Annotated in this window: 18 protein-coding genes; 6 read left to right on the top strand and 12 right to left on the bottom strand. The window is 69.0% G+C overall.

Annotation, left to right across the window (positions count from 1 at the left end; genetic code table 11):
- Nucleotides 1–79: 79 nt before the first annotated feature.
- Nucleotides 80–721 (top strand): TIGR03085 family metal-binding protein, encoded by a 642-nt coding sequence (locus tag HPO96_RS00270; protein ID WP_171669966.1) that lies wholly within the window; start codon nt 80–82, stop codon nt 719–721.
- On the opposite strand, the gene HPO96_RS00275 is transcribed toward HPO96_RS00270, so the two are convergent.
- The 4 genes from HPO96_RS00275 to HPO96_RS00290 all read right to left on the bottom strand — a co-directional run bounded on the left by HPO96_RS00275 (nt 707) and on the right by HPO96_RS00290 (nt 5,661).
- Nucleotides 707–1,303, bottom strand: a complete 597-nt coding sequence (locus tag HPO96_RS00275) for a DedA family protein (protein ID WP_171669968.1) — start codon at nt 1,301–1,303, stop codon at nt 707–709. The genes HPO96_RS00270 and HPO96_RS00275 overlap by 15 nt on opposite strands.
- Entirely contained in the window at nt 1,300–2,064 is a 765-nt protein-coding gene (locus tag HPO96_RS00280) for an MBL fold metallo-hydrolase (RefSeq protein WP_171669969.1), read from the bottom strand. Before HPO96_RS00280 ends, HPO96_RS00275 begins: the two co-directional genes overlap by 4 nt.
- Before the next feature lie 3 nt (nt 2,065–2,067).
- Nucleotides 2,068–4,188, bottom strand: coding sequence for an alkaline phosphatase family protein (locus tag HPO96_RS00285; RefSeq protein ID WP_171669971.1), 2,121 nt, complete (start codon nt 4,186–4,188; stop codon nt 2,068–2,070).
- Nucleotides 4,189–4,338: 150 nt separating this feature from the next.
- Nucleotides 4,339–5,661, bottom strand: a complete 1,323-nt coding sequence (locus HPO96_RS00290) for a family 43 glycosylhydrolase (RefSeq protein ID WP_171669972.1) — start codon at nt 5,659–5,661, stop codon at nt 4,339–4,341.
- 117 nt (nt 5,662–5,778) lie between these two features.
- Here HPO96_RS00290 and dacB point away from each other — a divergent pair, with 117 nt between their 5' ends.
- Nucleotides 5,779–7,365, top strand: a complete 1,587-nt coding sequence (dacB, locus tag HPO96_RS00295; RefSeq protein WP_337796447.1) for a D-alanyl-D-alanine carboxypeptidase/D-alanyl-D-alanine endopeptidase — start codon at nt 5,779–5,781, stop codon at nt 7,363–7,365.
- A 45-nt stretch (nt 7,366–7,410) separates the two neighbouring features.
- Nucleotides 7,411–8,361 (top strand): GNAT family N-acetyltransferase, encoded by a 951-nt coding sequence (locus HPO96_RS00300; protein ID WP_171669976.1) that lies wholly within the window; start codon nt 7,411–7,413, stop codon nt 8,359–8,361.
- Here the strand turns inward: HPO96_RS00300 and HPO96_RS00305 are convergent.
- Both HPO96_RS00305 and HPO96_RS00310 read right to left on the bottom strand, forming a co-directional pair.
- Entirely contained in the window at nt 8,358–8,939 is a 582-nt protein-coding gene (locus HPO96_RS00305) for a hypothetical protein (RefSeq protein WP_171669977.1), read from the bottom strand. The two genes, HPO96_RS00300 and HPO96_RS00305, sit on opposite strands and share 4 nt — an antisense overlap.
- A complete protein-coding gene (locus HPO96_RS00310; RefSeq protein WP_171669979.1) occupies nt 8,932–9,399 on the bottom strand; it encodes a sigma-70 family RNA polymerase sigma factor in 468 nt (155 codons plus the stop codon). Before HPO96_RS00310 ends, HPO96_RS00305 begins: the two co-directional genes overlap by 8 nt.
- A 98-nt stretch (nt 9,400–9,497) precedes the next feature.
- Between HPO96_RS00310 and HPO96_RS00315 the strand changes: the two genes are divergently transcribed.
- Together HPO96_RS00315 and HPO96_RS00320 are read left to right on the top strand one after the other, a co-directional pair.
- Nucleotides 9,498–10,097, top strand: coding sequence for an ArsR/SmtB family transcription factor (locus tag HPO96_RS00315; protein WP_171669980.1), 600 nt, complete (start codon nt 9,498–9,500; stop codon nt 10,095–10,097).
- Complete coding sequence (locus HPO96_RS00320) at nt 10,094–11,359, top strand: MFS transporter (protein ID WP_171669982.1); 1,266 nt, start codon at nt 10,094–10,096, stop codon at nt 11,357–11,359. Before HPO96_RS00315 ends, HPO96_RS00320 begins: the two co-directional genes overlap by 4 nt.
- Here HPO96_RS00320 and HPO96_RS00325 read toward each other — a convergent pair whose 3' ends face one another.
- The 4 genes from HPO96_RS00325 to hisF are packed head-to-tail and all read right to left on the bottom strand — an operon-like array spanning nt 11,360 to nt 14,675.
- A complete protein-coding gene (locus HPO96_RS00325) occupies nt 11,360–12,916 on the bottom strand; it encodes an MFS transporter (protein ID WP_171669983.1) in 1,557 nt (518 codons plus the stop codon).
- Nucleotides 12,913–13,401, bottom strand: a complete 489-nt coding sequence (locus HPO96_RS00330; protein ID WP_171669985.1) for a MarR family winged helix-turn-helix transcriptional regulator — start codon at nt 13,399–13,401, stop codon at nt 12,913–12,915. Before HPO96_RS00330 ends, HPO96_RS00325 begins: the two co-directional genes overlap by 4 nt.
- Nucleotides 13,402–13,449: 48 nt before the next feature.
- Nucleotides 13,450–13,917: a MarR family winged helix-turn-helix transcriptional regulator gene (locus HPO96_RS00335; protein ID WP_171669987.1), complete on the bottom strand. Its 468-nt coding sequence runs from the start codon at nt 13,915–13,917 to the stop codon at nt 13,450–13,452.
- Nucleotides 13,914–14,675, bottom strand: coding sequence for an imidazole glycerol phosphate synthase subunit HisF (gene hisF / locus HPO96_RS00340; protein WP_171669988.1), 762 nt, complete (start codon nt 14,673–14,675; stop codon nt 13,914–13,916). Before hisF ends, HPO96_RS00335 begins: the two co-directional genes overlap by 4 nt.
- Before the next feature lie 113 nt (nt 14,676–14,788).
- Between hisF and HPO96_RS00345 the strand changes: the two genes are divergently transcribed.
- Nucleotides 14,789–16,336: a M1 family metallopeptidase gene (locus tag HPO96_RS00345; protein ID WP_171669990.1), complete on the top strand. Its 1,548-nt coding sequence runs from the start codon at nt 14,789–14,791 to the stop codon at nt 16,334–16,336.
- A 359-nt stretch (nt 16,337–16,695) separates the two neighbouring features.
- Here the strand turns inward: HPO96_RS00345 and HPO96_RS38850 are convergent, their stop codons facing one another.
- Nucleotides 16,696–17,631 carry a lysophospholipid acyltransferase family protein gene (locus HPO96_RS38850; protein WP_171669992.1) on the bottom strand — a complete coding sequence of 312 codons (936 nt, stop codon included), beginning with the start codon at nt 17,629–17,631 and terminating at the stop codon, nt 16,696–16,698.
- Nucleotides 17,631–19,211 carry an NPN-dependent hydroxyacid isomerase, LarAH14/15/16 family gene (gene larAH / locus HPO96_RS00355; protein WP_171669993.1) on the bottom strand — a complete coding sequence of 527 codons (1,581 nt, stop codon included), beginning with the start codon at nt 19,209–19,211 and terminating at the stop codon, nt 17,631–17,633. The genes HPO96_RS38850 and larAH overlap by 1 nt, the downstream gene beginning before the upstream one ends.
- Nucleotides 19,212–19,217 lie beyond the last annotated feature (6 nt).

A 19,217-nucleotide genomic window follows, 5' to 3' on the forward strand; every position in this document is an offset into this window, starting at 1 on the left:
AGTCAGGTGCCAACTGCTGCCACAGACATGACAACGATTGACATCATGCCACCACCAACCGACAACTACGATCGGCTTTGTGACCGACTACAGCCGGGTAGAGCGACTTGCACTGTGTGACCTCTTCGACGAGCTCGGCCCTGACCAGCCGACGCTGTGCGACGGGTGGGACACGTTCGACCTCGCCGTGCACCTGTACGTGCGCGAGTCGGACCCGATGGCCGGGCCGGGCATCATGATCAGCGCGCTGGCCAACACCACCGAGAAGCGGATGGCCCAGGCCAAGGAGCGCTACGGCTTCGCGGGCGTGGTCGACAAGGTCCGCAGCGGCCCGCCGCGGGCCTCGATCTACGGGCTGCCGCTGATCGGCCACCAGCTGAACACGACCGAGTACTTCGTCCACCACGAGGACGTCCGGCGCGCGCAGCCGGCGTACACGGTGCGCGCGCTGCCTGCCGACCAGCAGGCCGGGCTGTGGAAGCAGATCCGGGTCGCGGCCAAGACGATGACCCGTAAGTCGCCGACCGGTCTGGTCCTGCAGTTGCCGGACGGTACGACGGCGACCGCGAAGAGCCCGGTCGACGGCCGCTCGGTCACGGTGGTCGGTGAGCCGGCCGAGCTGGTGCTGTTCTTCTTCGGACGGCAGTCGGTGGCCGACGTTCAGCTACAGGGTGACGGTGACTCCGTCGAGCGGCTCAAGAACGCCTCATTCGGCTTCTGACACGGCGGCGGCCCGCTTGTGGCGAGCCTTTTGCACCAGGCTGCTGACTACGCTCACCAGCACCACGAGCACGATCGCGGCCACGATGCCCTGCCACGGCTTGTCGAACAGCGCGTAGCCGAGCAGACCAATCGCCATGTAGACAGCAGCCCACAACGACGAGGCGGTCAGGTCGACCAGCGCGAACCGCTCCCAGCGGTAGCCGGCCAGTCCCGCGGCCAGCAGAACCGGCACCCGCCCACCGGGGATCAGCCGCGACGTCAGCAGCACCCCGATCTCGTGCTCGGCCAGCCGCTCGCGCAAGGCGTCCAGCTTGGCGTTGTCGCGCAGCCACCCGACCCGCTTGGCCAGCTTCTCCCCGCCGAAGCGACAACCGGCGTACACGATCAGATCGCCGACGTACGCACCTGCGGCACCGGCAATCAGCACACCGACCAGGCCGATCGGATTGCTGTGGGAGGCGAGCACTGCGCCGGCCGAGACAGCCGCACCGGTCGGCAGTACTGGCAGGACGGCGCCGATCAGCACCGCACCGGCCAGTGCGAACAGGTACCAGAGGTCGAAATGCGCGTCGCCAGTCATGTGGTCACCTCGGTCGATTCCCCCGGTGCCAGCAGTGCGACGGCCACAGTCGGGTCCAGCTCGTTCATTGCGGTCTTGAACTGCTCCCCCGGCGGCAGGAACAGCTCCGGCTTCATCCAGTCACAGCCGATCGGCCAGAACGTCCCGAAGTGAATCGGGACCGCAGTACGGGCGCTGACCCGCTGCACGGCCTCTGCGGCCCGCACCGGGTTCAGATGGCCAGGCCCGAGCGATGGCCCCCAGCCGCCGACCGGAACCAGCGCAAGGTCGACCGGACCGGCCTCCGCGGCCAGGCTGTCGTAGAGGTCGGTGTCACCGGCGAACCAGACACTGGGCGAGCTGTCGACGCGGTAGCCGACGGCCGGCCCGGCGTACGACGACCACGGCAGCCGCCGGCCGTCGTGGTGCGCGGTGACGACGGTGATGTCGAGAGTCCCGATTCGGACCTGGTTGCCGGGGGCAACCTCGATACAGCGGTCGGAGTACCCCGCGCCGAAGTCGTGGTGGATCAGCTTGGCCGCACCGCGCGGAACGACCAGCGCAGCCTCCGGGGAGACCATCGACAGCGACGGTAGGTGCAGATGGTCGGAGTGCATGTGAGAGACCAGTACGGCGTGGCACTGACCGGCCTCGGCAGTCGGAGCCGGGCCGCGGCGGCGGCGGAGATGTGCGAGCCGCGAGGTCAGCACGGGGTCGGTCAGCAGCCGCGTCCCGTCCGCCTCGATGGTGGTGGTGGCGTGCCCCCACCAGGTGATTCGCACCGCTCAGGCCTCTACTTTCGTCTCGACCGGCTGCTCGGTGTCCTTGCGCTGCCCCAGCTGCTCGAGCCAGCCGATCAGCAGTGCGTGCACCGCGTCGGAGCCTACGGGAGCATCCTTCAGCTCCCAGCGGGACGGGTGCACCAGAACGGCCTGCGTCTGCCAGCCGCCGATGCCGCCGTGGCAGCCGACCAGCTCCTCGAACGCGGCCACCTCTTGGGTGTAGTCGTCGACGCGGCTCACCACCACGATGTCGCCGTTGTGCGGCATCTCCGCCTGCCGGAGCATCGACGTCGGGGCAAAGCTTCCATAGCGCTCCAGTGGGTCCTCGCCCTCGACCCGGCCGGTCTTCAGGACGTGCACGCCGGCGCGGCCGATCGCGACCGGCCCCTCGGCCAGCGAGTCCACCACGACGAACCCGACACCAGGGTGAGTCGCCAGACCGGGGATCAGCTTCGGATGCAGCAGCTCGACCTCTTCGAGCGGGACCCGGCCCGGAGTCGTCGCCAGGTAGATCAGCGCCAGGTTGCCGGACGCCGTGACGACCATCTGCTCGTCGGCGCTCGCAGGCGGCTCGCAGTCCTTCGGGCCGAGCTCGACGCCGCCCTCGGTCGCCTTGCCGTGCAGCGCCTTCCGAGTCACCGAGCCGGCCACGCTGCGCCGCATCGACAGCTCGGTCAGGAACGCATTCACCGGGCCCCAGCCCTCGGACTTCCCGACCGCGGCGACCGGCTCCTTGGTGGTGTCGACCAGCTCGTCGACCACCTCGGTCAACGTCCGGCCGTAGCGCTGCAGGAACGTCGACCCCTGGCTCTGGCCGTGGTCGGAGACGATCACGATCTCGTACGAGTGGGGAAGGATGTCGATGATCCGCTGCAGCGCACCGAGCACCCGGTCCAACCCCTCCAGCGTCTGCAGGGACTCCGGCCGCGTCGGACCGGCGTGGTGCGCCACCTCGTCGTAGTCGACGAAATCGCAGTAGATGACCGGAGTGCCCTTGACGAGCTCGTCGGTGATCAGAGAGACGTTCAGATCGCGCAGCAACACGTTGGTGATTGCCCGCAGGAAGATGTACGCGCCACCGCGCTTCACCCGCGGTACTAGGTTGCGGCGGCGCTGCCTGCGGGCCTGGAACAGCTCCTTGACCATCTCGGCCACACAGAGCACCAGACCGCGCGCAGCGCCCTGCGGGCTGGAGAAGAATCGGACGTACCCGCGACTGCGACTGTTCGGCAGCGCAGCGCGGCTGAACACCAGCTCACAGTGCTCTGCGTCGCCCGACCAGTTGTTGCTGATGCTGACGCCGCCGTCCGCGAGCAGGCCCCGGCCGGTCGACATCCGGGCCTCGATCTCGGCGGCGTCCCGGCTGCGGTTCGTGACCATGATCCGGCCGGTTTCCTTCTCGTACCACCGGAACGCCGGGATCTGGCCGGAGCCGCCGTGCAGAATGCCGGCCTGGCTGGCCGGCGTGGTCGCCGGTACGCCGGTGTGCCACTCGACCATCGAGTGCCGGCCGTCCCGGATCCAGCCGCCCAGGTGCGGCAGGTTGCCGGACATGACCATCCAGTTCAGCAGCGGAGCGGACAGGCCGTCGATCTGGATGATCAGCATCCCTGTCTTCGGCGTGGCCTTGAGCTTGCGGGCCCGGCGGTGCACGACGCGCATCACCTCGGCGACGTACGCGTCGTCGCTGCCGGCGTAGAAGAACCAGCCGACGAAGGCGCTGACCGAGGACATCACGATCGCCACCAGCAGCGGCGCCTCGACGCCGTGCAGGTTCACGCCCGGGTCGACGGTGATGCCCAGGTAGACCACTCCGAACTGGGACAGCAGCCCGCCGACCAGAACGCCGACCGAACCGATCAGAATCGCCACACCAGCCAGCACCCAGCGCATGATCACGCTGAAGACGGCCAGCAGCACGACGAGCCGCAGGATCGGCAGGCGGCCGTCACTGCTGATCTGCGGCAGCGTCCAGAACGTGATGACCAGTGAGATCAGGGAGGCCATGCCGCCGTACAACATGGCCTGCAGGCCGCGGCCGGTGCGCCGCAGGTCCAGCCAGACCGGCTTGCCGGGACCGCGCTGCCGCCGGTCGCCGGACACCTGTTCCGGTGGTTTCGCCATTCTTGGTCGTGCTCCCCGTCCGTTCCGCTGTCGGTACCGAGCCTACGAGGCATGGTGCACCCCGACGGCGTCGCGCCACGCGGCGGACGGGTGGTTCCCGGGTCAGGGCCGGGGTCTGTCCCGGTAGGTCCCTGACCCGGCAACCGCTGGCTACTGCAGTTCTAGGTAGTCGACCTCGGCGTACATGGCGCCCTTGGTGAGCCGAATGGTGTTCCAGCCGGCCCGCAGGGTCAGGGCGGCCTTGGCGTCGGTCCACTGGTTCCAGCCGGTCCAGGGGTAGCTGACTGAGCCCTGGCTGGTGCCATTGACGACCAGACCGTGGCTCGCGTTGCCCTGTGAGCCGTTCGCGTACCTGACGGTGACGGTGTAACCACCGGCGACCGGGGCGTACACGCGGTTCTCCACCCAGGAGTCGGCGAAGTCGATGTAGCCGACCGCTCGGCCACCAGAGGCGCCCGCGGAATTCTCCCGAATCACGGCGCGGTTCAGCTGACCGCTCTCGGCTTCGGTACGGACGCGGCTACCGCGGACGACCGGCAAGTCGTTCGGCCAGCCGACGTCGGCGACATACATGTGCCGGGAGCCGTTCACCCAGCCGTGCAGGAAGACCTTGTCGCCGACGAAGTCCGCTCCACCCGGCCCGCAGACGTGCGCGTCGAAGCTCTTGGTCGTCATCAGCGGCCGTTGTGCGATCGTCCACGGCCCAGTCAAGCTGGAGGCCGTCGCGTACGTCGTCTCGTAGTTGCAGTCGCTGTAGCCGTTGGTCGAGAAGAACAGCAGGTAACGTCCGTTGCGCTGCACGATGTCCGGCGCCTCGGAGATGCCCTCCGAGGTGAGCAGCGCGGAGTTGCCGCCGGCCAGCGTCTTGCCGTTGTCGGCCGTCTTCGTCAGCCAGAGCGTCGAGGGCTGCTGAATCGCGTTGCCATCGTTCTTCCAGACCAGGTAGCGGTCGCCGTTGTTCGCGACGAAGGTGTTGGCGTCGATCGCGCCACCCAGGTCGAGCGGGCAGATCAGCGGCGTCGTGCCGACCGGAGTGAACGGTCCGAGCGGCGATGTCGCCGTGGCGACGCCAATGCACTGCTTGTCGGACGCCCGATGCCAGGCGGTGTAGGTGAGCGTGTAGGTGCCATCGTCGTTCGGGTGCACGTCCGGCGCCCAGGTGCGACCGGACCTGGCCCAGCCGGGCGCAGGGCCGGCCGGCATCGCGTCACCGCGGATCTGCCACGGGCCGGTCGGGCTGGACGCCGTCGCGACCGGGACGTGGCCGCGGCCGTTGTTGGTCGAGTAGGCGTACCAAGTGCCGTTCTTCTCGAACACGTCCGGGTCGGGGAAATCCTCACCGACCGCGGTCGTGGGGAACACTGCGCCGGCGGCAGTCGGTTCGGCAGCCGCGGCGCTCGGCTGCGTCGGAGCGGTCAGTACAGCGGCCAGGCCGGCCGCTGCGATCGTGGCGGTCAGTAATCGTCGAAGCATGGGGGCACTCCTCAGATGGGCGGTACCTGCAGTTTTCCATCGATTCACCTGCCAGGCGAGCCCCCTGTAGATGGAAGACTGCCGGTCGTCGGATTCTGCCTGGTTGAGGAGTTTTGCGTGAGACATTCATCGTGGGTTTCAAGGCGCAAGCTGATCGCTGCGGGCGTCGTGCTCGCCGCGGTCGCCGGAGGGTTGGTCGTCCAGTCGACCGGATCCTCGGCGCAGGCCGACGAAACCGCGCTGCAGACCGAACTGAACAAGCTGCTGAACGACACCCGGTACGTCGGCTCCCAGGTCGAGCTCGTCGTCCGCGACGCCGGTACCGGTGAGGTGCTCTACAACCGCAACGGCGGCTCGCGGCTGATGCCGGCCTCGAACACCAAACTCTTCACCTCGGCGGCGGCCATGGGCGTGCTCGGGCCGGACTTCAAGTTCCACACCGATGTCCTGGCGACCGCTCCGGTGCGCAACGGCAAGCTGCGCGGCGACCTCTATCTGAAGGGCTACGGCGACCCGACCACCCTCGAAGAGGACTACGTCGGCCTGGCCAAGAAGCTGAAGACCGCCGGCGTCACCCGCGTCGACGGCAACCTGGTCGCCGACGACAGCTACTTCGACCGCAACCGCCTCGGCGACGGCTGGTCGGGCGACGACGAGTCGTCGTACTACTCGGCGCAGATCTCCGCGCTGACCCTCGCACCGAACAAGGAGTACGACACCGGCACGGTGATCGTCGAGACGCTGCCGGGCGCGGCGGTCGGCGACGCGGTCAAGTCGACGCTGGTACCGGGTAACGGCGTCCTGCAGGTGATCAACACCGCCACCACCAGCGCGGCCGGCTCCCCCACCAACGCTCTGGTCGCGGAACGTGAGCACGGTAAGAACATCATCCGGATCAGCGGCACCTACCCGCTCGGCGGGATCAAGAAAACCCAGTGGGTGACCGTCTGGGAGCCGCAGTTGTACGCCGCCGACGTGTTCCGCCGGGCCCTCGCGGCCGAAGGCATCAAGGTCACCGGCAAGATCAAGGACGCCACGACGCCGCTGGCGAGCGCCCGGGTGCTGGCCACCGACGAGTCGATGCCGCTCAGCCAGATCCTGACGCCGTTCATGAAGCTGTCGAACAACATGCACGCCGAGCACCTGGTGAAAACCATGGGCGCGGTCAAGAAGTCGCAGCCGACCTGGGCGGCCGGCCTGGGCGTCGTCAACGAGTACGTCAAGACCAAGGGCGTCGACACCGCGACGATCCGGCTGTCCGACGGCTCCGGACTGTCCCGCAAGGTCAACGTGACCGGTGACGCGATCACCAACCTGCTGCTGAGCATCCAGCAGGAGCCGTGGTTCCAGACCTGGTACAACGCGCTGCCGGTCGCTGGGAACGCGGAGCGGTTCGTCGGCGGCACCCTGGCCACCCGGATGGCCAACACGCCGGCCGCGAACAACCTGCGCGCCAAGACCGGCTCCCTGACCGGCGCGACCGCGCTGGGCGGGTTCGTCACCGACAAGGACGGCCGCAAGCTGGTCTTCTCGATGATGAGCAACAACTACATGATCTCCCCGCGGTCGGTCGAGGACGCGGTCGGCGTCCTGCTCGCCTCCTGGAGCGAGAAGGCCCCGCCGGCGGCTGTCGCGCCGAGCAGCAAGCGCAGCGGCGCCGAGTCGACCTGTGCGACCGAGATCGAGTGGGTCAAGGCCTGCTGACGTAAATCTGTCGACAGTGCGGCGGTCTGTGTTCACCATGTGGGCATGACTGCCGCACTGCCTGACACCTACTCCGTTCGCCCGCCGGCCAAGGACGACGCGGACGCTGTCTTCGCTCTGGTTGCCGAGTACAACACCTCTGTCGTGGGGTTCGCCGACTACACGCTCGACGACGCTGTGGACGAGCTGACCGAGCCCGGCTTCGAACCGGAGACAGACGGCTGGCTGGTCTTCGATGGCGACCGACTGGTCGGCTACGGCTCGGTGTTCGGCACCGGCGACCGCCATGTCATCGACATGGACGCCGTGACTCCCGACCCGGTGGTGGAGGCGTATCTGCTCGAGCAGATCACCCGACGGGCCCGTGAGATCGGCGCGGCGTACGGGCAGCAGGCAGTGAAACTCGACACCGGCGTCTACCGGGCCGACACCGGCCGCCACGCACGGCTGAGCGCGGCCGGCTACGAGGTCGGTACGACGTTCCACCGGATGCGCATCGACCACAACGGACCAGTGCCGGAGCCGGAGCTCCCGCCGCGTGTCACGATCCGCCGCGGGACTCCCGACGAGCAGAGCCAGCGGACGGCCAACGAGGTGCTGAACACGGCCTTCATCGGGCAGTTCGGCTTCACCGAACTGCTCTTCGACCAGTGGCAGGCCGCCCACGACGCGCAGTCCACCTTCGACTGGTCCGGCATGACAGTGCTGGAGCTGGACGGCAAAGCGGTCGCGATGCGCGAGTACACCGAGGCCTTCGTCGAGGACGAGAATTGCGGGTACATCGCCCGCCTCGCCGTCCTGGAGGAGGCGCGCGGCCTCGGCCTGGCCAAGTTCCTGCTGCGCGACCAGTTCGCTCTCGACGCGGCCGCCGGGCGCACCGGCACCCTGCTGCACGTCGACACCAACAACCCCACTCCGGCCTTGGGGCTTTACCTGTCCGTCGGCATGACGGAGTCCATGGTCATCGACGCGATGCGACGTACGGTCGAGGTCTAGTAGGGCAGGGCGCGCGAGCCGGCCGCACCGGCGTACACCGTGCGGTTGGTCAGCGGGCGCTGCAGCTCCAGCTGGACCGGTCGCGGGGCTGCGAGCAGGTCGCACTTCACATCCTCTACCTGGTCGGGCGCGAGCTGGTACCGGTAGGCCGCGATCCGGACCGACTTGGCGTCCTCGTGCAGGATCTGAACGACCGTGTCCGGCACACACCTGGATTTACCCGGCGGAACGGTCACTTGGAGCGACATCGGCTGGTCCGGCAGTGCGGTGATCGAGGTGATCCGCACTTCGCCCAGCAGCACCATCAGCGTGCTGTTGTACCGAAAGTTCTCTGGCGGCGGCCCGTCGGAGAAGTCCTGCTTGACCTGCTCGGTCGGCGGTGCGACCGGCTGCTGATCAGCCCGGGGCCGGTCCACGACAGCGAACGTCGCAACCGCGGCCATCACGACCGCTGCCACCACAGCGGCCGTGAGGCGGTTCCGCGTCCGGCGTCCGCGTGCTGCGCGTTCGACGTACTCGAACGGCGGCGCTTCGGCCGGTGTCTGCTCGTCGACGTACTCCGTCAGCTGCTCACGCATTCTCCGGCACCTCCAGCAAGGGTTGCAGTGCTTGCCGAGCGCGGTTCAGCCGGGATTTGACCGTTCCCACCGGCACCTGCAGCTCCTCGGCGATCTGATCGAGCGGCAGGTCCATCACGTGATGCAGGACGACGACCGCTCGCTGCGCGGGCGGGATCACCGCCAGCGCGGATGCGACGTCGAGCGCGGCGCCGTCCGGTGGAGCGACCACCTCAGGGCGGCGGCCGGTCAGCTTCGCCAGCGCCCTGGCCGCGACCTGCTGCCGCCGGAGCCTGCTGATCAGTGTCCGGACGGCGACCGAGCGCACCCAGGCCTCCGGGTCCTCGTACTTGCTGATCTGCTCCCAGCGTCCCAGCAGCTTCACGAACGCATCTTGCGCAACCTCCTCCGCATCCGGCCGGGAGCCGCCGATGGACACCAGGACGCCGATCAGCCGCGGCCAGCTCCGCCGGTAGAGCACCGCGACATCCTGATCCCGTTCCACAGAGCTAACACGCGCCACCACCCCATCAGGTTCCACAGTTGCCCGAAACAGATCTGAGAGATTACTCTCGAAACATGTCTCTCAGAAATCCGTACGGCGATTTCGAGCTCACCGACCCGCAGGCGATGCGGGCGCTCGCGCACCCAGTGCGACTGGCCGCGCTCAGCTGGCTGCAGCGGCACGGGTCCGCGACGGCGACGCAGCTGTCCGAGCACGTCGGGGCCTCGCCGTCGGTGACGAGCTGGCATCTGCGCCACCTGGCGAACTTCGGCCTGGTCGTCGACGGTCCGCCGCCGGAGGGCACCGACCGGCGGCAGCGCTGGTGGCGCGCCGCGGCGCGCGGTTTTCGGGTGGAGATGCCGGACACCCCGGAGGGCGCCGAGGCGATGCGCTTGCTCGGCGGCCAGATGCTCACCCAGGCCCTCGACACGGCCGTGCGCTGGCAGGCCGAGACCGAACCGACACTCGAACCGGAGTGGGCGCGGATCCCAGGGGTCTCGAACACTCAGGTGCTGATCACGCTCGCCGAGGCCGAGCAGCTCACCGAGGAGCTGGCCGCGGCGGTCGAGCAGATCCTCGCGCCGTACGTCCGCCGTCGCGACGAGGGCGAGACCCCCGACGGCGCCCGCCCGGTCCGCTACCTGCGCATCTCATTGGCGGAGGCCATGGAATGAGCCTGTGGAAGGACCGCCGCTTCCGTCGTTTCTGGTCCGCGCAAGCGGTCTCCGAGTTCGGTGACCGGGTCACCGAGATCGCCCTGCCGCTGATCGCGGTCACGATGCTGGACGCCACGCCCAGCCAGGTCGGCATGCTCACCGCAGCGGTCTGGCTGCCGAATCTGTTCAGCCTGTTCATCGGCTCCTGGGTCGATCAGCGCCGCGACAAACGCCCGCTGATGATCGCCGCCGATCTGGCGCGCACGGTCCTGCTGCTCAGCCTGCCGGTGGCCTTCTGGCTGGACGTCCTCACCCTCGGGCAGCTCTACGCGCTCGCGATCCTGGCCGGTACGGCGGACGTCGTGTTCAGCGCGGCGTACGCGTCGTTCTTCGTCCGGCTGGTCAGCCGCGAGCAGTTCCTGGAGGCGAACAGCAAGCTGTCGACGACGCGCTCGCTGTCGTTCATGGCCGGGCCGGCGGTCGGCGGCGGGCTCGTGCAGTGGCTGACCGCGCCGATCACCATGATCGTCGACGCAGCGTCGTTCTTGTTCTCCGCACTGCAGCTGATGCGGGTGAAGACCGAGCCCGGCCCGCCCGAAGACGCGCCGGAGCCGTTCTGGACGCGAGTCCGCTCCGGCATGCGGTACGTGCTCAAGCATCCGTACCTGCGCAGCGCGCTCGGCTGTGCGACGACGGTGAACTTCTTCAACCTGATGGCGACCGCGCTGCTCGTCCTGTTCGCCTATCGCGAGCTCGGTCTGCCCGCCGGCGTGATCGGCTTGGCGTTCGGGATCGGCTCGGCCGGTGGCGTGCTCGGCGCGATCGCGGCCGCGCCGCTCACCCGGATCATCGGCGCCGGCCGGTTGATCGCCGCCGGCGCGGTGCTCTTCCCCGGGGCGATGGCGATCGCCGCGCTGTCCGGCGGGCCGCTGTGGCTGCGGGCCACCGGGCTGGCCGTGGCCGAGTTCGTCGCGTCGTTCGCGGTGATGTGCTTCGACGTCCCGCTGAACTCGATCGAGGCCGCGGTCACCGATGAGCAGATGCGTAGCCGGGTCTACGGCGCGTTCAGCAGTATCAACTACGGCATTCGCCCACTCGGCGCGGTCGTCGGCGGCAAACTCGGCGAGTGGATCGGCGTCCGGGAGACGTTGTTGCTCTCGGCAACGGGCGGGATCTTCGCGGTGCTCTGGCTGATCCGCTCCCCCATCCTGCGGACGCGCAACCTGGACGGCCTGCGGCAGGTGCCCGGGACTGCGACACCTGCCGTGCAGGATCGTTGATCAGTCGAGCTCGACGAGCTCCTCGGTCCTGGCGACCGTCGTCCGGAGCGGGACCTCCTTGATGAACAGGACCGCGATCAGGCTGACGGCGGCGCAGGCGGCCGCGATCAGGAAGATCCGGCCGGTCGCATCGCCGTACGCGTGCCGGACCAGCTCGGCCAAAGCCGGCGGCAGGTGGTTGACGTCGAGCAGGCTCTGCCCGCCCGAGCCGGCCGCGGCGCCGGCCGGCAGACCGGCCAGGATCAGATCCTTCACCCGGGCCGCGAGCACCGCACCCAGGGCCGCGACGCCGACCGCGCCGCCGAGGCTGCGGAAGAACGAGACGGTCGCGCTGGATGCGCCGATCTGGGAGACGTCGACGGTGTTCTGGACGGCGAGCACCAGGTTCTGCATCATCATGCCCATCCCGATGCCCATCGCGAGCATGCCGAGACCGACGTACCAGTACGGCGTGGTGTGGTCGATCGTGCCGAGCAGCACCAGGCCGATCACCAGCAAGATGCCACCGGCAACCAAGTACCGCTTCCACTTGCCGAACCGGGTGATCAGCTGACCGGATCCGACCGAGCCGAGGAACGAGCCGAGCATCATCGGGATGGTCAGCAGGCCGGCCTCGGTCGGGCTGTAGCCGCGGGCGATCTGGAAGTACTGGCCGAGGAAGAGCGCGCTGCCGAACATCGCGACGCCGACCGCGAGGCTGGCCACGATCGCCAGCGCAGTGGTCCGCTCGCGGACGACCTTCAGCGGGACCAGCGGCTCCGCGACCCGGCTCTCGACCAGGACGGCGAGGAGGCCGAAGACGATCGTGCCGCCGACGAACAGCGCGGACTGCCAGGACATCCAGGCGAAGTCGTGACCGGCGAAGGTGACCCACAACAGCGGCAGGCCGGCCGCGATGCTGATCAGGATCGCGCCGAGGTAGTCGACCTGGACCTTGCGCTTGATCAGCGGCAGGTGCAGATACTTCTGCAGGATCACCAGGCTGACCACGGCCAGCGGCACGCAGACGTAGAAGCACCAGCGCCAGCCGAGCCACGAGGTGTCGACGATGACGCCGCCGATCAGCGGGCCGGACACGGTCGCGACCGCCATCACGGCGCCCATGTAGCCGGAGTACCGGCCGCGGTTGCGGGGCGGGATCGCCGCGCCGATGATCGCCTGGGCCAGCGCCATCAGGCCGCCCATCGCGAGCCCCTGCAGGACGCGCGCGCCGATCAGGAACGGCACGTTGTGCGCCGTCCCGGCCAGCGCGGAGCCGACGACGAACAGCGAGATCGCCAGCTGCACCAGCAGCTTCTTGCTCATCAGGTCGGCGAGTTTGCCCCAGATCGGCGTGGACACCGTGGTGGCCAGCAGGCTCGCGGTCAGCACCCAGGTGTACTGCGTCTGGGAGCCCTGCAGATCTGCGATGATCGTCGGCAGCGCATTGCTGACGATCGTCGAGCTGAGCATTGCCGTGAACAGCGCGGCGAGCAGCCCGATCAGGATCTCGAGGATCTCGCGGTGGGTGAGTTCCGGCGCGCTGGGCAGCGAGCGCCGCGTCTCGGTGACAGTCATCGATCTCCCGTTGGGTTCGCGCGTCGCACGGAGTCGGCGGCCTCGGTGACGGCGCGGGCCAGCCGCTGCAGGACGCCGGCCGCCTCGCCGAGCGCATCGTCGTCGAAGTCCGCCAGGGCGGCGCGAAGTTGTTTGGTGTACGCGGCGTACATGGCCTCCAGGCGGGCCCGGCCGTCGTCGGAGACCCGCACCAGGCCGACCCGCGCGTCGGCCGGATCGGGCCGGCGGCTCACCAGGCCGTCCGCCTCCAGCGCCGTCAGCTGCCGGCTCACCACGGACGCGTCGACGCCGAGTTTCGCGGCGATCTCGCCGCCGCGCTGCTCGCCGTCCTTCATCAGCACCTTCAGCACGCTCGCGTCGGAGCGGCGCAGGCTGTTGTTCCCCGGCATCAGGTGCTTGTGCTCGATACAGCGCACGGCGCGAATGAGCGAACTGACCCCTTCGAGCAGCTCCTGAGCCGTTCCATCCCGCTCAGCTAGTTGCATAACCCAACTATATACACAAATAGTTGGTTTCCACAACCATTTGGGGGGTCAGCTGAGGTCGCTGTTGAGGTGGCCGAGGAGGCGGCCCAGGTCGGCCAGGTCGGCGGCTTCCCAGCGGTCGAAGATCGCGCGGAACTCGAGCTGGCGCTGGGCGCGCAGGGCGGCGAACCGCTCGGCGCCGATCGCGGTGAGTTTGAGCAGCCGGGCGCGGCCGTCGTCCGGGTCCCCGACGCGCTCGATCAGGCCGAGCGTCTCGAGCTGGGTGATCCCGCGGCTGACGGTCGACTTGTCGAGGCCGAGGGCCTGGGCGACGTCGGACGCCCGGACGCCGGCCCCGGCACCGCCGGCGAACTCGATCTGCGAGATCAGGGCGTAGCCGGCCGAGTCCATCTCGGGGTGCACGCGGCGCGCCATCATCATCGACGCGGAGCGGGCGCGGCGGAACAGCGCCGACAGCTGCTGCTCGATCTCCGCGACCAGCGGCTCGGTCGCCTGCTCCGGCGTGGTCCCGGTCATCGGACCACGATCCCGGCGTCGCGCAGCGCCTTCTTGACGTCGGCGATCCGGAAGTCGCCGAAGTGGAACACGCTCGCGGCCAGGACGGCGTCCGCCCCGGCCTGCACCGCGGGCGGGAAGTGATCGGGGTGCCCCGCTCCCCCGCTGGCGATCAGCGGGACGTCGACGACCGCGCGGACCGCCTGGATCAGCTCCAGGTCGAACCCCTTGCGGGTGCCGTCGGCGTCCATCGAGTTCAGCAGGATCTCGCCCGCGCCCAGCTCGCACCCGCGGCGCGCCCAGTCGATCGCATCCAGCCCGGCGGATCGGCGTCCGCCGTGGGTCGTCACCTCGAACCCGCTCGGCTGCGTCTCGGAGCGGCGGACGTCGAGCGACAGCACGAGCACCTGGTTGCCGAAGCGGTGCGCGATCTCGCGGATCACCTCGGGCCGGGCGATCGCGCCGGTGTTGATACCGACCTTGTCCGCGCCGGCGCGGAGCAGCCGGTCGACATCGGCGGCCTCGCGGACGCCGCCGCCGACGGTCAGCGGGATGAACACCTGCTCGGCCGTCCGCCCGACCACGTCGTACGTCGTCTCCCGCGAGCCCGAGGACGCGGTGATGTCGAGGAAGGTGAGCTCGTCGGCGCCCTCCGCGTCGTACACCTGGGCCATCTCGACCGGGTCGCCGGCGTCGCGCAGATCGGTGAAGTTGACGCCCTTGACCACCCGGCCGGCATCGACGTCCAGACAGGGGATCACGCGTACGGCAAGAGTCACGCGGAAAGAATATCCGGTAGACCATTCGAGACCCGCGCAATGGCCGGACGCCGACCCCGGCGCGGGAGAGGATGTGGTCCAGACCCCCATCCCTCTGTCTCGAGGAGCTCCACTTGACGACCCGACGTCACCGGCGGCTCGCTGCCGCCGCTGTGCTGTCCTCCGCTCTGATCCTCGGCCCGGCGATCGGCGCCGCGCGCGCCGCGGACGGCGGCTTCCCCGCCACCCCGGGCGCCCCCGGCGTCGGCGACGCCGTCTACCCGAACCTCGGTAACGGCGGCTACCAGGTCGAGCGGTACGAACTGGACCTCAAGTACGACGCCGCGACCAAGCTGGTCGCCGGCCACGTGAAGATCTTCGCCGTCGCGACCCAGAACCTGTCCCGGTTCAACCTCGACTCGTTCGGGCTCGGCATCACCGAGCTGCGCGTCGACGGCAGCACCGAGCAGTACGCCCAGGAGGGCGAGGAGCTGGTGATCACGCCGGAGTGGAAGATCCGCAGCGGCGCGAAGTTCGTCGTCGACGTCAGCTACACGGCCGACCCGCGCAAGATCAAGCCGCCGGCCGGCGGCTGGGTCGCGACCGACGACGGGTTCGCGACCGCGCCGCAGCCGGCCGGCGCGCACACGGTCTTCCCGGGGAACGACCACCCGTCCGACAAGGCGCAGTACCGGCTCCGGATCACCGCACCGGCCGGGACGGTCGGTGTTGCCAGCGGCAAGTACGTCGGCGAGTCGGCGAACGCGGACGGCAGTACGACGTACACCTACGAGACCGTGAACCCGATGGCGACCGAGCTCGTCCAGGCCAGCGTCGGCGACTACACGATCGTCCACCGCAACCCGGGCGCCCCGGCGACCGACCCGGTGCTGCGCGACGTCGTCAGCCCGGCCCGGCAGCCGAAGGTGGACGCCGCGCTCAAGCTGACCAAGGGCCAGCTCGACTGGGTCGAGCAGCGCCTCGGCAAGTTCCCGCTGGAGGCGTACGGCATCCTGCCGGCCAACAACGAGGCCGCGGACGCGTTCGACTTCACCGGCCTGGAGACCCAGACCCTGACCATCTACAAGCCGAAGTACCTCGAGCAGACCGAGGACAAGATCGGCTCGCACATGATGCACGAGCTCGTGCACAGCTGGTTCGGCAACAGCGTCACCCCGGCCTCCTGGAGCGACCTCTGGTTCAACGAGGGCCACGCCGACTACTACGGCCTCCTCTACCGCTACGAGCGCGGCTGGCCGGACAGCCGCGGCTACACGAACATGGTCGACCGGATGAAGTACACCTACAGCCAGGGCGACCTGTGGCGGAAGTCCTCCGGCCCGGTGGCCAAGCCGAACGCCCAGAACCTCTTCGACAACCAGCGCTACACCGGCGGCGTCCTCGTCCTCTACGCCCTCGCCGAGAAGGTCGGCCAGGAGAAGTTCGCCGCGATCGAGCAGGCCGTCACCACCGCGCACCGCAACAGCACCATCTCCACCGACCAGTTCATCACCCTCGCCGCGAACGTCTCCGGCGACGCCACCGTCCGCCCGTTCCTCGAAGACTGGCTCTACGGCACCAAGACCCCGCCCATGCCCAACCACCCCGACTGGACCGTCATCGCCCCCACCGCCAAAACCCTCAGCACGGTCGACCTCCGGTCCGACCGCCGCGCCGACTAGCCCCACCCACACAAAAGGGGCTGACGGCAACCGTCAGCCCCTTCTCCTTGCCCGGATACAACCGGCAGATGACCGGGGTCTGCTTCCTGACCTTCTCGGCCGCCCCTCGCGAGGCAGTCAACCCGTGTCACCCCGTAACCGTCAGGTCGGCCGTTGCATCAAGCTGCATCCCAAGATCATTGTCAGGGGCACGCCGCACTCACCTCCCGGCCCTCGATCTCGACCGACGGCTGCAGTTCGGTGCGCGCCGGCCGAGGGAGATTTCGGCAGCAAGACGCTGGTCAAGGTCGCGATCAGTCCGCCTTGTAGGCAAGGGCCCCTGGGATCGGGATTCTCCAGGGGCCCTGTTCAGCCGGGTATTACTTCCAGGCTTTGCGGCGGGTGTTGGCGGCTTGGACGGGGCGGGTGGACTCCCAGACGCGGCGCCAGCGGGCGGCTTCGGTGGGGCCGGATTGGGAGGGGGAGGCGCCGGTGGCGGCGCGGCGACGGGCCTCGTACCAGGTGGTGGACTCCTCGTCGAGGAGGGCGGTGACGGCGGCTGCGATGCGGGGGGCGAAGTCGCGGGCGCTTTCACCTTCGGCGGGGCGCAGGGGGTCGCCGTAGCGGACGGCGACGGTCGGGCGGCCGGGGACGGGCCAGCCGCGGCCGCGGGGCATCGCGGCGAAGGAGCCCTTGATGCCGACCGGGATGACCGGGACGTCGTGCTCGACCGCGAGGTAGGCCGCGCCCATCCGGAACCGCTGGACCCAGCCGTCCGGGGAGCGGGTGCCCTCGGGGAAGACGACCACGTTCCAGCCGTCCTTGAGCAGGTCGCCGGGGGTCGCGCTGAGCTTGCCGCCGCGGCGCTCGATCGGGAACGTGTTGAACACGATCGCCGAGCCGGCGGCCCGCCACCAGGTGTCGAAGAAGTAGTCCGCCGCGGCGGCCATCGCGGTCTTGCGGCGCATCGCGTCCGGCAGCGAGAGCAGCAGCAGCGGGGTGTCCAGGTGCGAGCTGTGGTTGGCCACGATCAGCGCCGGGCCGTCCAGCTTGCGCAACGAGTCCAGCCCGCTGACGACCGGGTTGATCTCGAAGTTGAGCACCGCGTTCAGCGGGCCCTTCTGGAGGACGTCGCGGACGGCCATCGCCGCCGGCGTCCGGGCCCACTTGGTCGGGAAGACCGCCTTCTCCTTCGGGACGACGTACGGCTCGGCCGAGCGCGGCACCTGCGCCCGGCGGCCCCAGCGCCAGCCGCGCGCGACGACCTTCACGTCGCGCACGGTGTCCCGGCCGAACTTCACCAGACTGGTCCCCATCAGCGCACGTCCGCGATCAGGTGCGGCGGGTTGTGCAGGTAGGTGATGGACGGCGACCGGCCGACCGAGTGACTCACCATCTCCAGCGCGTCCTGCAGCGTCGACGCGGACCGAAAGCCCATGCGCTCCACGGTCTTGCGGTTGCCGCCGACCCAGACCACGTCACCGCAGTGGTCCAGGCAGTGGCTGATCCAGTACCACATGTAGAACGGGTGCACGCCGTGGTACGCGTACGACGTCCGGTACAGGTGGATGTACCACGGGTCCTCGGCGTACTGCTTCTCGAACTTCGCCTCGATCGTGGCCGGGTCGGTCGACTCCGACAACACCTCTTCGAAGAAGTCGACGTACGACGGGTGGTGCAGCTGGCTGAACTCGTACGGCACCGGGTGGTAGAGGATCAGCGCGCCGTCCTTACGGACGATCGGGTTCCCCCGGTAGGAGTTGAAGTGGTAGCCCATCCCCATACAGGCGGCGAGGATCGGGTTCATCACCGAGTTCACGTTGTACGGGCCGAGGTACGGGACGCCGATGACGCCGACGTCGGCCTGGCCCTGCACCTCGACCAGGTGCTGGCGGTGCACCATCTCGAGGGTCTTCTCGTGCACCGGCTCGATCGCGCCCGCGTTGATCCCGGACAGCTCGTAGTTCGCCCGGACGTTGCTGAAGATCTTGTGCCGCAGCTTGGCCGGCGCGCTGTCCAGCGTGCGCTTGGTGGCCAGCATCGAGGCCTGGTCCTTCAGCGACCACTCCCACTCGCGCTTCTGCAGGAACTCGATCGGCCCGCCGAAGATGTTGTTGGTCAGCGTCGTCTCGATCTGGAAGACCTTGACGTGCTGGGTCAGCACCTCGCCCATCCGCCAGGCCGAGTGGTGCATCTTGGAGGCCTTGTGGTCCATGAACGACCGCGAGTGGATCATCGTCTGGCTGTTGTGGTGGTGCTTCAGCGACTTGTACGACGCCAGCCCGATCGACGTCGACTTGTGGCCGCCGTCCATCGCCACCAGGTTCACGTTCACGTAGACCAGCAGGTCGGACTCCGCGGCCCGCTTGGAGATTTCGACGTCCTCGCCGTGCCGGGTCTGGCCCAGGTGGCTGAGGTTGTCGCGGTCCTCGGCGTCGAAGTTGTAGAGCTTGCCCTCGGGGAAGAACGAGCGGAACACCCGCTCGCCGACGATGTCGCGCAGCTCGTTCGGCGTCAGCCGGCGGTGCAGCGCGTTCGCCGAGATGATCTCGACGTCGTCGACGCCGGCCTGCGCGGCCAGCTCCAGCACGGCCTCGATGACGCGCTGCCGGATGTCCGGCTTCTTCATCGGGGGCAGCGGCAGCGAGATGTCGTCGAACGCGATCGTCAGCCGCATCCCCGCGGTCAGCAGCTCCGGCAGCGGCTCGGAGTCGATCGGGTTCAGCAGCGCGTTCTGGATCGCCTCCTCCACGTCGCGCACCGGCGGCAGCGCCTCCGGCGGGTACACCACCCGGGTGCCGAGCGGGAACCGCTCGAGTTTGAAGCCCTCACCGTTGTGCACGATCAGCGGCGGCGTGCGGTCGTCCACCTCAAGCACAAAACCTGGCCGAGACATGTCAGA

The organism is Kribbella sandramycini (assembly GCF_013131805.1).
GTDB classification, from domain to species: Bacteria; Actinomycetota; Actinomycetes; order Propionibacteriales; family Kribbellaceae; genus Kribbella; species Kribbella sandramycini.